Origin of the sequence: Nocardia sp. CA-107356, assembly GCF_050946365.1 — a bacterium.
GTDB lineage: Bacteria > Actinomycetota > Actinomycetes > Mycobacteriales > Mycobacteriaceae > Nocardia.
Map to the genome: position 1 here is coordinate 8214798 of NZ_CP191992.1, position 12217 is coordinate 8227014.

12 protein-coding genes are annotated in these 12217 nt (G+C 59.5%); 4 read left to right on the top strand and 8 right to left on the bottom strand.

Translation table 11 applies throughout. From position 1 onward, the window contains the following. Positions 1-99 precede the first annotated feature (99 nt). The 3 genes from ACQP1G_RS37060 to ACQP1G_RS37070 all read right to left on the bottom strand — a co-directional run bounded on the left by ACQP1G_RS37060 (position 100) and on the right by ACQP1G_RS37070 (position 1942). Entirely contained in the window at positions 100-354 is a 255-nt protein-coding gene (locus ACQP1G_RS37060; protein ID WP_433194327.1) for a hypothetical protein, read from the bottom strand. A gap of 97 nt (positions 355-451) precedes the next feature. Next, entirely contained in the window at positions 452-1252 is an 801-nt protein-coding gene (locus tag ACQP1G_RS37065) for a hypothetical protein (protein WP_433194328.1), read from the bottom strand. A gap of 225 nt (positions 1253-1477) precedes the next feature. Further along, the gene (locus ACQP1G_RS37070; protein WP_433194329.1) at positions 1478-1942 is read right to left on the bottom strand and encodes a hypothetical protein; all 465 of its coding nucleotides are present in this window, start codon (positions 1940-1942) and stop codon (positions 1478-1480) included. Between the two features lie 133 nt (positions 1943-2075). On the opposite strand from ACQP1G_RS37070, the gene ACQP1G_RS37075 reads away from it, so the two are divergent. After that, positions 2076-4763, top strand: coding sequence for a hypothetical protein (locus tag ACQP1G_RS37075; RefSeq protein ID WP_433194330.1), 2688 nt, complete (start codon positions 2076-2078; stop codon positions 4761-4763). 12 nt (positions 4764-4775) lie between these two features. On the opposite strand, the gene ACQP1G_RS37080 is transcribed toward ACQP1G_RS37075, so the two are convergent. Then, positions 4776-5468: a YdcF family protein gene (locus tag ACQP1G_RS37080; protein WP_433194331.1), complete on the bottom strand. Its 693-nt coding sequence runs from the start codon at positions 5466-5468 to the stop codon at positions 4776-4778. A gap of 2 nt (positions 5469-5470) precedes the next feature. Continuing rightward, entirely contained in the window at positions 5471-6319 is an 849-nt protein-coding gene (locus ACQP1G_RS37085; RefSeq protein ID WP_433194332.1) for an inositol monophosphatase family protein, read from the bottom strand. 868 nt (positions 6320-7187) lie between these two features. On the opposite strand from ACQP1G_RS37085, the gene ACQP1G_RS37090 reads away from it, so the two are divergent. The 3 genes from ACQP1G_RS37090 to ACQP1G_RS37100 all read left to right on the top strand — a co-directional run bounded on the left by ACQP1G_RS37090 (position 7188) and on the right by ACQP1G_RS37100 (position 9571). Continuing rightward, a complete protein-coding gene (locus ACQP1G_RS37090; protein ID WP_433194333.1) occupies positions 7188-7655 on the top strand; it encodes an NUDIX hydrolase in 468 nt (155 codons plus the stop codon). Between the two features lie 3 nt (positions 7656-7658). After that, complete coding sequence (locus ACQP1G_RS37095; protein ID WP_433194334.1) at positions 7659-8585, top strand: carbohydrate kinase family protein; 927 nt, start codon at positions 7659-7661, stop codon at positions 8583-8585. Positions 8586-9187: 602 nt separating this feature from the next. Continuing rightward, a complete protein-coding gene (locus ACQP1G_RS37100; RefSeq protein WP_433194335.1) occupies positions 9188-9571 on the top strand; it encodes a hypothetical protein in 384 nt (127 codons plus the stop codon). Between the two features lie 95 nt (positions 9572-9666). Here the strand turns inward: ACQP1G_RS37100 and ACQP1G_RS37105 are convergent, their stop codons facing one another. From ACQP1G_RS37105 to ACQP1G_RS37115, 3 genes are read right to left on the bottom strand one after another with little or no spacing between them, the layout of a single operon-like run. Next, on the bottom strand, positions 9667-10329 hold the full coding sequence (locus tag ACQP1G_RS37105; protein ID WP_433194336.1) for a hypothetical protein: 663 nt from the start codon (positions 10327-10329) through the stop codon (positions 9667-9669). 17 nt (positions 10330-10346) lie between these two features. Beyond that, a complete protein-coding gene (locus tag ACQP1G_RS37110) occupies positions 10347-11492 on the bottom strand; it encodes a radical SAM protein (RefSeq protein WP_433194337.1) in 1146 nt (381 codons plus the stop codon). Continuing rightward, positions 11489-12169 carry a hypothetical protein gene (locus ACQP1G_RS37115; RefSeq protein ID WP_433194338.1) on the bottom strand — a complete coding sequence of 227 codons (681 nt, stop codon included), beginning with the start codon at positions 12167-12169 and terminating at the stop codon, positions 11489-11491. The genes ACQP1G_RS37110 and ACQP1G_RS37115 overlap by 4 nt, the downstream gene beginning before the upstream one ends. Between the last annotated feature and the right edge of the window lie 48 nt (positions 12170-12217).

Consider the following 12217-nt stretch of genomic DNA (forward strand, 5'->3'; position numbering starts at 1 on the left):
TCCTTCTGTTTACTGATTCGGAATGGTTGGGAATTGGGAGCAGGGGCTTTCGGTAGGTCGTGGGGCCAGGCGGCTACCTGGCCCCACGACCGTCTTGCTTTAGGACCACCCCATCCGCGAGCGGTCGATGTGGTAGCCGAGGACGCTGAGCAGGATGAGGATGTGGGACACCACCTTCGGCGCGGCTTCGGCACGCTGGTCCAAGACCTCGTGCAGGTTCTCGAAGACTTGATCAAGGTCGGCGAACGTCCGCGCAATAACCTCTTTCGCGACCTCGGGGTAGTCGTCCTCGCCGATGGCGAAGCGGTGCCCACCCACTGTGACGGTGGGGCGAGCGGTGGTTGGGTTGGACATGATGTGGAACTCCTTTGGTATGCAATGGATTTCTTGATGGGGTAGATGGCATGGGTGGTGGGGCGGTCCTCCTTGCTGTGCGTCTAACCAAAAAAGGTCAAGACTCCGACTCGGCCTCGAAGGCATGGCCGCAGACCGAGCACCAGATGGTGCCGGGTCGCCAGGAGCCCCGAGCGATGCGGAGAGCGACCAGGCCACCGCGAGGAGTGCGGCAGCGGCAGGCGGGAAAGATGTATTTGGCGTCAGGCTCCGGGCTCTCGACCATGAGCAGGACGGCCTCAGCGCTGGCGGCGGTCGTCGTCTTGATCTTCGGCTGCGGTGCCCGGCCGATGATCAAAGCGCCGCCAAGTTCGCGCAGGAGGTCGGCGTACTCCTCTCGCGCCCACTGCTGCAGCCCCACAGTGGCGTGGCCGTAGCGTGAGTCCTTAACAATGGCGCAGCCGAGCGCCATCGATATTTGGGCGAACCTCTTGTTGTGGTAACGGCCGCGGTTCGACGTGTCCTTGATCCCGCTCAAGCGGCACCAGCAGTGCGTCAGCTCATGAATCAGGGTGTCAAGCAGCTCCTCGATGAAGTCGAGATCATCGCCGCCACAGCGCCAATCGGCATTCAGGAAGATCTCATCGATGGGCCGGCCGTCATGCTGCCACGAGCCACACTGAAACGAACCCAGCAACTTCCGTTTCGTTCCAGCTGCGACCACCAAGACCTCATCCTCGACGTGCTCCTGTAGTCCGGGTGCTATGTCACAGTGACGGCGGGAAACCTCGACCAGAACACGCTTGGCGACCTGCAGCAGGTTCGCGTAGGCAGCCGAAGCCTCACCGAGGTTCATGAGGTCGGGGGCGGGCAGGTCGCTCACGGTCAGGCGTTGCTGCTCCGGGTTGTTGATGGTCATCAACTGCTCCCTTGAATACGAATTGAAGCTGACTCCATCAACGGTAGAAATCGATTTGTCGCGCATTTATCGCCGATTTATATTCGATTTGTAGGGCAAAATACAAATGGACGACAAATCTGCTATATGGGCTGATCAGAGGCACTAAGTAAATCGCCCACCCCCTTTCGGGGATGGGCGTGATGGGGTGGCGCAACATGGTTGGTTGGGTTTACGTGACGAAGGTCACTGAATGGATATCGGCATGTGCCGAAGCATCCCGTCAATCAGGTCCCACTCACCCGCGGTGTCGTAGGACTCGGAGGCCGACGTCATAATCCGTCGCAATGGCCGTGGAACCGAATAGCTTCGGCCATCCGCTCCCGTCCCGACATAATCGAGCTTGGAGGGATCGAGCAAAACTGCATCCATAATTGCAAGCAGGATGTAGGGCCGCAGTTCCGACAGCAGCCTCTTGTCGTGCTCCACATCGATTTCCGATCCCTGGGAATCGTACTCTTGCCGTCGGCGGTTGTACCATTCTACGAACAAGTAGAGTAGGCCGCCACTATCGCGGCCACCGGTGACACCCCGGATATCAAGGTCGAAGCCACGAACCCACAGAAAGAATTCTTGACGATACCCCAGAATCGGGTCTTCGAGATCGAAGCCACACTCAAGCTCTAACCCGCAGTTGTTTAAATTTCCCATCGCACTTACCTCATTTCAAGTAAGTTGCGCCATGGCAGACTATGAAGGAAATGACAATAAATGCAAGCACGAGCATTATCCGGATAGGCCGAACGGTAACCGCTCACGTGTTTGGAGGACTACTATCTTGAATATGAACCGCGATCCCGACCCGACGCGTGGGCAAGCGCTCCTGGAGCTGCGAGAACTTGCGCTCGGCTCTGGCGCTTCAGTAAAAGAACTGGACGCCCGCCCTGAGATCCGACAGCACCTCGCCAACAAACTCAAGATCAAGTTTGAGGACATCGACGGTCGGGCAGCCCGAGTGATCTTGGTATGGGTGGTTGAGCGAGCGAAAAACAGGGAGGAGCCCGATGAGGTCAAGCGTTATAAACAGCCATGCTGGTGGGATGCACCTTTGATACTCGGCGCACTACTTGATCCATTTTCGGATGCGGTACCGTCGCATGACGAACGTCGTAGAATAGCAAATGCTACGGTACCGATCCACCGTAGGTGGAAGGATGCTACAAGCACAGCGTTGGTTCGGTGCGTAGAAGGAGGAAACGATGGCGAGGATAAAGACTTCACGCTCCAATTTCTAATCCATGCAGATAATGTTCTGACGGATCGACGTCAGCCAATTGATGAGCTGCGTGAAAGGCTCCGCATCCTCAGGGAGCCTTTACCGCCTGAACCCAGGCAACCCCCCATTATCGCTATCCCGCCATTAAAAACTGTGGTCCCAAAAGGTTACCTTCCCCGCCCTGCCTACATCGACCAGCTAGACCAGGCGATCACCGCTGCCACAGAAGAGGGTAGCGCACACACAGTCATCATTTGGGGTCCAGGTGGATATGGAAAAACAGAACTGGCGCGGTACTGGGCTAAACGCATTGCCAGCGCGAATCGCGAGCTGAATTGGTATCAGATAAACCTACGTGGCTTCGACGCCGGAGGGAAGGATCCTATCGGACCGATCGAAGCCCTTACCCAATTGGCTGCGCATCTCGGGGTAGCTGCTTCGTCCATTGCGCACATTGAAGATGACGGTATCGCTGCTATCGAATTCCGCCGATTGTGCGATTCGTACCGTCCGCTTCTCATTCTCGATAATGCCGCCACCGCGAAGCAGGTAGCACCACTCCTCCCGGACGGTCAGTCGTACTTCACGGTAGTCACCGGCAGGCCGCCGCTGCGAGGGCTTGAGGCCACGCATTCTGTTGAATCAATCGGCCTAAAGCCCATGAAATTGCCAGAGGCTGTTGAGATGCTGAAGCTCAACATTCCGGCCAACCGATGGGAATCAGACGAGGCGCTGGAGAGGCTCGCCCCATTTGCCTGCGGACTGCCTCGCGCCCTAAAGAGTCTTGCCAGCCTCGTCAAGTACGAATACGAGACACCGACGCAGTTGGCGCGAAAACTCAGGGATAGGCGCGCGCTCGACAAGGTGTCGGAAGGCGATGAAGACGGAAACATCCGCATTATCTTCTCAACGTCGTACGAACATCTCAACGACAAGCAGCAGAGGGCCTACCGCCTGCTTAGTTCACGGTTGGGCCAAGGAATCGACGCCTATACAGTGAGCCTCGTGGCGGGCGTGTCGATCAGAGCTGCTGAGCGCATGGTCGTCGATTTCGAGCATGTTGGGCTTATCGACCGAACCAGTGGCTATCGGTTCGACATCCACGACCTCTTGCGAGAATTTTCTAGGGAGCAGTGTTCGGAAGACGAACGACGCGAAGCAATATCGCGGATGCTGGCTGGTTACTACGGCTCCACCAACTACGCGTTCAACATGGTCAACGGGGGTAACCCCATGATTGACCACGCATATCTTCTAGGGTGGACTGGCGGGAGCGACGCAGCCGACTGGCTGGGCGACGACCCTGGGGCGATTGGCCCATGGTTCGCGACAGAACGAGCAGCCCTGGTCGACCTGACGATCCGTGCCTGCGCCGCTGAACCTCCCGACGAGTACGCCCCCAAGCTCGCCGCGAGCCTCTTCTACCAATTGGACACAGGCAACTATTTGAGCGACTGGGAAGCGGTCACGACCGCTGGCCTGGCCGCAGTGAAAAAGATCAACGACCCCGGCACCCACGGGTTTCTGCTCCGCAACAGTGCTCGGATCCGGCTCGTGCGCGTGCGTGATGCGTTGGACATGTTGAGAATTTCCGCCATCTCCGACAAGGAGAAGGAAGCCCTCCAAGAGTCGTGCCTGACCGGTATCGAACAGTTCCGAGCCAGCATCAAACTACTTCGGGATGAGCGGGCGCTGCCTGGGGCCTTTCCCACCGTCATGCGTGAAATCGCTGACGTCCGACTGCAATTGGCCCAGGTGCATTCCGAAACGGACGTCATCGCCGCCGCGCATACGGCCTACATTGAAGCCGAACCACTCTTCGAGGGTAAGGACAACCCGATTGCGAGCCTGAGTGTTTCATTTGCTGACGTGTACATACTGATGGACGACGATGACAAGGCGCGTGAGCGAATCGACCGTGCTTTGGACTGGGCTATCCCGGCCCCCGGCACGTACAGACACGCGAATATTGCCGGCCACGGCTTGATTCGACGAGCCAAACTGCTACAGCGGCAAGGCAACGTGGCTGGCGCCGCGTCGGTTCTTGGCGATGCTGTGCAGGCATTCCGGTCCCGAGGGGACTTGTGGCAAGCGGAAGCTCGGACTCTCGCTCGCATGGGCCAATTGCCTTCTTCCGCACTCGATCGGCAGATTGCCTTGTCGTGCCTCCACCAGGCAGAGGAAATCTTTCGCGATCACAAATCAGTCGAAGCTGAGATCGTCAGGAAATGGATTGTGAGGCGAGAGCGGGCCTGACCGACAACCACCCTATGAGTCAATCCCGGCCTTGGCGACCAGCTCGAAATACTCACCGCCAGCTTGGAAGTCGTCTTGGCGATAGATCCGCGGTTCAGCCTTGGCGTGCATGGTGGCGAGCCCCTGAAGCTCCCCGAGCAGCTCGACCTGAACACCGGGAGTAGCAGCGTCAACGACACCGCTCGACAGCCCAGAGACGGACAACGCCAAATCCGGATAGCCAGTCCCCGCCTGATACCGCAACTCCTCAAACAGGCGTCGGCTGCGCTGGGCTGGCACCAGACTCGCGACGTGGCCACCGTCGGTCAGGAGCCCTCGCATGGCGGCGAGTTGCAATCCCAACACCGCGTTCTCTTTACCGTTCCTGGCCTCAAGCTCCAGCGAGATCGCATCGAAGGGCAGGCCATCGGCGATGGCGACCGACGCCAGAAACTGGGCCTCGGCGATACCCAGCGTCGCCAGCCCACCCGAATCCTTGCCAACCCCACCGGAGAAGATGACGTGCCGACACAGGCCCTGGCGGTACAGGCTGGCTGCAGCGTGCCCCACGGTTGGATCAACACACGAGAAGACGATGAGGACATCGACCGGGCTGTTGGCACTGACCTTGGCACCGTGCGGACCGGCCATAACCTCGGCCAGCCGCTGATAGTCGTTGTCGCTCAGCTGATTCCCTTGCATGACGTACCTTTCGCGATTGGCCATCCTTAGCAGGACAGCAGTTCCCGGATGAGATCGGCGTTCCCCACCAGCGACGACGTCAACACCGGCTCAGGCAATGCCAAGAACTCGCTCGGTAGCGGCAAGATGTCGCCGCCGTGTTCGTCGTGGATAGCGAGCCCGGCAATCTCGGCAAGGCACATGCCAGCCGCAGCGTCCCAGAGTTTCTGGTCTCGGCGGTGGAACAGATCGAACGGCTCAGCCACTGGCGAAAGCTCGGACAAGTCCAGCGCCGTTCGCACCATGTCGAGGGTCTGCGACGTCGTCCGGCTCTTGATGCCATACCCCTTGGCGGCCAAAGCCGCTTCTATGGTACTCGGCGGGTCGCCCTGGCTGCGCGTAGCAGATGCCGTATGACTCAACGGCCGGGGGCGCTGGATCTGAACGGGTGTGCCATTCACGGTGACGGAGTTGTCTTCAATCGAGCCGTAGATAACAACCGGCGTGCGACCAGGCCCGAACTCGGGCACGACGATCAGCGTCGATGAAGGCTGACCGTCCTTGTAGAAAGCGACGACACTGCAATAGTCCACCTCGTCTGGTTTGACGAACTGCGCGGTGCCATCGATAGGGTCAACGATCCAGACGTTCCCGGAAACCGTCTGCCCTGACCGGAGCGCTGCCGAGGTATCGCTCGTGTCCTCCTCAGCGATGACGTAGGCATCGGCGTCCAGGTCGCGAATCCGCTGGACGATGAGATTTTGGACCTCGATGTCCGCTTCGGTCAGCAATGTGTCGTCCGGCTTCATGCTGATATCCAACGAACCGATGCGAGCCCGGTAAGCCGTGAGCGACGCCAGCACGTCGTCGGCCAGTCCTTGCCAGAAGTTGTCCACTAGTCTGCACCTTCGCTGTGTGATCTGCCTCGGTCGAGGTCGGGAGCCATCGTAACGGCGAACACGCCTTCACGTCCGTGCTCTCTGCATCGTTCGATCATCCCTTGCACCCTTTCACCTCCGGAAACACCAGCCCGTCACTCGCCCGGTCCCGCGCCCAGCCAGTTGGCCAGATTTCGCAGGAAGAAATGCGCCTGTGCCTGTTTCATCTTCGGCCCCGCCTCTTAATCCGAGCAATAACCGCATAAACATCAGTATCGTCAGGTTGTCGGCCATGGCGTCCAGCCTTTTGTCGGGGCTCGCGGTTTCGCTTCGGCCGACGTAAGCGTTTTCGCTGTCGTGGGTTTCCTCGGAATCGAGGTGGTCCATCCTCGGCGTCGAGGATCAGCAGCACCAGCACAGACATATACGCAACCACCAACACCGTGAAGCCAATGATGAATCCCATGCTGCTGTCCTGTAATTCACTCCCAGAGCCTTCGGTATGGCAGCGGCGGCAAATCGTCACTGACGTCGTCATCCACCGTGACAGTGAGTTCAGGCATGCCGAGTCTCAGCTCTTGAGCAACGTCCGTGATCTGCTCGGCTGGTGCGGAGAAGTCGACTCGTAATTCGCCTGACTCGACCCGAATGTGCCGCAGTGGTTTTCGCATGATGGCTGCCTTCCATGACGTGGGACTGGTTGGGCTGTTGCCGTGGTCCCAGCCTGGAATCCGGGCAGGCCAGGGGCTATACCGCTTCGCCCCGCCCGGCTATACATCCGGCGCATACTCCGCTGGCAGGCGGCGCATTAGGCTGGCCCCAGCACGGCAGTCGCTTGGCCAAAAACCCCAGCTCAACTACTATGGAAAGAGGGAATTTTCACTTCATGACGGACACAGCAACCAAGCAGGCTCACGGCTCAGACACCCGGCGACACAAAGTCACCGGCGATGTTCACCTCGTCCTGCGCCGCGGTAACGAAGTGCTCTTCGGTCAGCGCCAGAACACCGGCTTCGAGGATGGTGCCTGGCATCTGCCCAGCGGTCACCTGGAGGCCGACGAATCCGTCATTGACGCCCTGATCCGCGAGGCTAAAGAAGAAATCGGGACTGTCATCAAGCCCGAGGACGTCCGGTTCAGCCACATCATGCACAACTCGTCATCCGGTGGCCGGATGGCCTTCTTCTTCACCGTGCGTACCTGGCAGGGTGAGCCGGAAAACCAAGAGCCGGACAAATGCTCAGAGCTGCAATGGTTTTCGACCGACGCGCTGCCTCAGCACATGATCGACTACTGCCGGGTGGCGATGCAGTCCATCGCCGACGGCAAGAGCTTCTCGGTCTACGGCTGGTAGACGATGATGCTCCAGTCCGGCCCGGTGGTGTGCGTCAGCTACCTGGCGCTGGCGGAGCTATGGACCGTGCCCCACTTTCCGCGTGCGAACCATGGGGCCGAAATCCGACGTCTTGAACGGTCCGTCGCGGCTGACGGGCCGACAACAGCGGCGGTGCTCGCAGCCCTCGGAGCGCCGACCCTGTTGGTTGCCAACGACATTGGCAATGACAGTCACGGCGCGTTCGTTCGCCAATGGTTGGAGGAGCGCACAGTCGAATGCGCTTTCACGGTCCGACCAGAAGTCATCACACCACGGATCGTGGTGGCTGCCGACGACGATCACACCCGGACATGGTTCGCGCATCTGCCCAGCGTGGTTGCCAGCCTTGAACAGGTTGATCTTTCGCCGATCGCTTCCGCCTCGTTCCTCTATGTCGACTGCTACGAAATCATCGAGCGGGCAGTCCTGCGCGTGATCGAGGCCGGCCGCGCGGCCGAGGTGCCCATGCTGCTCAACCTTGGCGGCTCCGACCTCTCGGAGCATGTCGCCACCGCCATCCGCGGCTACCCGCATCTCTTCATCCAAACCAACGTGGATGACGTTGCCCACGAAGAAGCACCAGCCCTGGCCAGATCGCTGCTGGCCCAGACTGGCGCTCGTTGGGTGATCGTCACGGCCGGTGCCTTCGGCGCTGTGGCGGTCTCCCGATCGGAGCAAATTTCCGTGCCTGCCTTCCAGGTTGTCGTCCGCCATACCCACTGCGCGGGTGCGGCGTTTTCCGGTGGTCTGCTCTCCGGCCTTCGGGCCGGGTGGTCGATGCAGCGCAGCATGGAGCTGGGATCGGGGAGTGGTGCGCTGCGCTGTGCGCGTCATCAGAATTCTCCACTCCCAAGTCTTGACGAGCTGCTCACGTTTGCCACCTCGGCTCATTCGGTGAACATCGCCTAATGTAAACCCGAGATATTAAATAATCATTAACCATTTCAATATTCTTTGGGCTCATGCTTGCCTTTGGTGCGGAGATATATCATAATCCGTCGCTGGCGTAGAGCGACACTGAAATTTCACGCGTAATGCCCACCTCGTTTCGGCCCGATGTCGAAGCAATGAGACAGGCATGTATCTCGCCACAACTCACTGTAGCGCCTTGCTAGGCGCTACACGACTTCGAAAGAAGCGAAACAATGGCGTGCAAGCGCAAGGACTGCTCGAACAGTTATCCCTGCAACCGCTGCTGCCAGCGGGGAATGAAGGAGAGGACCGGCTGGACACCCCGTACCGTCGGCACGACGGAAGACGGCAACACTGTCACCTTCCGTCAAGGGACTGGCTACAACGACGGGCATACGCTGATCTCCGATGGAGAGCAGTCGAGCCGGACGTTCGACGCGGGCCACAATCACTATGGCCAGAAGCGAGAAGGAGGCGGCCGAGTCGACGATGACCGCGGTTACTACACCGGCTCTGGTGCCTAATCGCACATAGCACGACGACCTGAGCCATGTCGAAAAACTGGCTCACTTCAATGAATGAGATATTATAGAAAGCGTATGACTAAATCATCAGAACAACATCCAAGCACTCCAAACGAAGAGGTCGAAGAGGCATGCGGCTGCAACTATCGCCACGCTTTGCATCTTGTCAAACTAGCTAGGTCTATTCTAACGCTCACAAAACAAACGTCCGTTAAAGAGAAAGGGCAACTCAAGCTAATAAAAGAGGTAGCGCTAGATCTCAGCGCTGCACTGGAGGACTATAGTGACTGCCTGCATTCCGATATAGGAATTACCTTCATCGAACACATAGAGTTTAAGATCGAAGACGACGGCACCGACCCGACTGGCTGGACAAAAGGATACGAAGAACAGGTCGAGGAAATGCTCGCTGAGGACATCGCGCATCTCAAAGAGCATCTTAAGGAATCCGCAGAGTAGCGGAGCCCATTCTGATATCACTCCCAATACAAACGCCCGTCCTACACCTGAGTGTAGGACGGGCGTTTTGTGGGAGGTAGATTCCCTGGCCGACGCTACGTCGTGCCCAACACCCCCCACTCCTCCAACCACCCAGTAACTTCCGCGAACCGCGTCCGGCTCATCTGCTTCGCCTTGGCCTCCTCGGCAGATTCCTCTTTCGCCCCGTACTGCCACCAGCTTTCGCCCGTCTTGCGGTCCATCACCAAAAACCGATCCTTCACCGCAGGCCCCCGCACCACCAGCGACACCGTGAACGGCTCGGCCACCACGGCATGAACCATGCTGTGGTGCAAGGCGTAGCTAGTGCCAACCGGCTCCTCGCGCGCCTGTAGCACCGGCAGTTTGGCCGGGTCCACCTGCTCGTCCAGCTCCGCATTGCCGAACAGATAGTGCCGGTAGTGCCCCCGTAGGATGCGGCTGGCATACGACCAACGATGGTTGTGCGGCCGGTCGAAATAGCCCGGCAGGAAGATGTGTAGCCGAACCCGGACACCAGGGTTATCGTCGCTGAACAGCACGATCTTGTCCAGGATGTCGTAGTGCTCGCACAGGTTGAGCAGTTCCGGTCGGTTGGGCAGATCATCAAGTCGCGCTCGCACGGTGCCGGGGTTGGAGGCCAGTTCCTTTAGCACCAGGGAGCATGCCTCCTCGACCTCGTCAATGTCGTTCCAGTCGATCCAGCACAGTTCTTCGACCACTCGGTCCATGTCATCCATTGGCTTCATTCCTCGGCTCACGCTTCGTCTTTCGCGCTGGACTTCCACAACCGGCAGACCGGCACAATGTCGTCGTATGCCGCGCACGACGAGCTGCCCATGACGACCTCTTCAGCAGGGCAGCCGCCCTGGCAGGCCGACGCCTTGCACCCGCCACACGCGCTGGTCGTCAGGGGCTTGGTGAATAAGTCAAACTCGTTCGAGCCGTGGTTGAGCTGCACCTGACCGTCAACCATCTGCGCGAAGTACAAGTCGGTGTCGAACAAATAAGAGCAGACGTAGCAGCGCCCATCAGGGAAGATCGAGATCCGATCCAGCGTCCGGCCGATGCATCCCTGGTAGCCCTCGGCGGCGTAGCGCGGCATCTGGTCGCGCCGGGCGTAGGTCGGCTGGTACCAGACGCGTGTGTTGTGCTCGGGTGCAACCACATGCAGGCGGTCGCAGAAATTCACCCATTCGGGCGGCGTCATCGCTATCTCTGCATTGCCGTGGCCGGTGCCGATGGTCGAAAAGACGTGAAACTTCACCAGGTTGACGTTCAGCTCATCGGCGAGATCGAGCAGTCGCAGCACGTCACCCTCGTTGGCCTTGTTCACCGTGCAGATGATGCGGGTATCAAACCCTCGCCCGGTCAGCTCCGCCGTGGTTTCCAGGGCAATGTCGAACGTGCCGGTGCCCCTGATCGCGTCGTGGCTATTGGTACTGCCGCCATCCAAACTGACTTGGACGTAGGCGAAGTCGTCCGGTTCCAGCTGCCGGAACTTCTTGAGCGCTGGCTTCTGCGCGTTCGTTGTCGTGATGACGTGCTCGTAGCCAAGCTTCCGGCTCATCCGGACGGCATCGCAGTAGTTGGGGTGCAACGTCGGTTCGCCACCGAGCAGGGTCAACTTGCTGCCGCCCATCCGGCGCCAGGTCGCGAGCGTATCCACGATCTGCTGCAGCGGCATCTTCAGTGCCCGGTCCAACCGTTCGCCCATGTAGCAGTGCTCGCAGCGCAATTGGCAGGCTTCGGTGATGTACAGATACACATTGCGAAAGCGGCCGTAGGCCACGCGGTCAATCCGGTCCGGTTCCCGGACGCTGGCACCACGGGGCATCCTGGCGTGGCCGTAGGCATCGCTTTTGCTTCTGAGCAGAGGGGCGGGCAAGTAGACAGTCGTCATAGCGAAGAACTCCGTGAAATGAGGAGCGGGGCAAGCAGATTCGCCGCCACGTCGATGGTGTTGGTGGTGTCGAGCTGGGTCACGGCGATCCCGGAATCCGTGAAGCCAGCCCGGATGCCAGCGGCCGTTTGGTGGTAGCGCTGCAACCTGGCCTTGAACAACCGCGGGGAGTCACCTCGCCTCGGATGCAGCAGACCGCCGCAGTGTGCGCATTGCCAGGGGTCGTCTGTCGTCGGCACTGCTGGGAGGCGCGGATCGTGGATCGGATCGCGTTCGCAGCGGTGGCACACCTTGCGGTTCTTGGCCCGCTGCTTCAGTGTTCGTGCATCTGTCACCACCTCGATCGGCTCGATATGCGGCGAGGGTGTCAGCGTCCAGAGCGTGGCCAGCAGCTGGTCGACCTGGCTGGCCGATCCCGGAAGGTTGTCCAGCAGCACGGTGTGAACGCCCGGATCCTCGTGAGCTGCACCGAAATACGATCGCAGCGCTTCGCCGACAGTGAACTCGTCAATCCAGCCCAGCCGTTCGCTGCTTGTGGCTGTCGCGGCCAGCACCTCTTTCGGTACGTGCTCGCGCAGCCGGAAGATCCGTCGTCCCGGTGACTGGAGGCGCAACGTCAGCGTTGTTTTTCCAGCGGCTGGTGGGCCGAAAATGGGAACTACCAGGGACAAGGTCACGGCCAACCCCTTTCGTGAGGCCCGAATATGTCCAGGTCCCAAGAGTCG

Bases quoted from the DNA above. Each gene is read 5' to 3' on its own strand.
- ACQP1G_RS37080 (WP_433194331.1), bottom strand. From the start codon at position 5,468: ATGGCCAATCGCGAAAGGTACGTCATGCAAGGGAATCAGCTGAGCGAC.
- ACQP1G_RS37070 (WP_433194329.1), bottom strand. From the start codon at position 1,942: ATGGGAAATTTAAACAACTGCGGGTTAGAGCTTGAGTGTGGCTTCGAT.
- ACQP1G_RS37100 (WP_433194335.1), top strand. From the start codon at position 9,188: ATGACTAAATCATCAGAACAACATCCAAGCACTCCAAACGAAGAGGTC.
- ACQP1G_RS37060 (WP_433194327.1), bottom strand. From the start codon at position 354: ATGTCCAACCCAACCACCGCTCGCCCCACCGTCACAGTGGGTGGGCAC.
- ACQP1G_RS37095 (WP_433194334.1), top strand. From the start codon at position 7,659: ATGATGCTCCAGTCCGGCCCGGTGGTGTGCGTCAGCTACCTGGCGCTG.
- ACQP1G_RS37090 (WP_433194333.1), top strand. From the start codon at position 7,188: ATGACGGACACAGCAACCAAGCAGGCTCACGGCTCAGACACCCGGCGA.
- ACQP1G_RS37065 (WP_433194328.1), bottom strand. From the start codon at position 1,252: ATGACCATCAACAACCCGGAGCAGCAACGCCTGACCGTGAGCGACCTG.
- ACQP1G_RS37110 (WP_433194337.1), bottom strand. From the start codon at position 11,492: ATGACGACTGTCTACTTGCCCGCCCCTCTGCTCAGAAGCAAAAGCGAT.
- ACQP1G_RS37105 (WP_433194336.1), bottom strand. From the start codon at position 10,329: ATGGATGACATGGACCGAGTGGTCGAAGAACTGTGCTGGATCGACTGG.
- ACQP1G_RS37075 (WP_433194330.1), top strand. From the start codon at position 2,076: ATGAACCGCGATCCCGACCCGACGCGTGGGCAAGCGCTCCTGGAGCTG.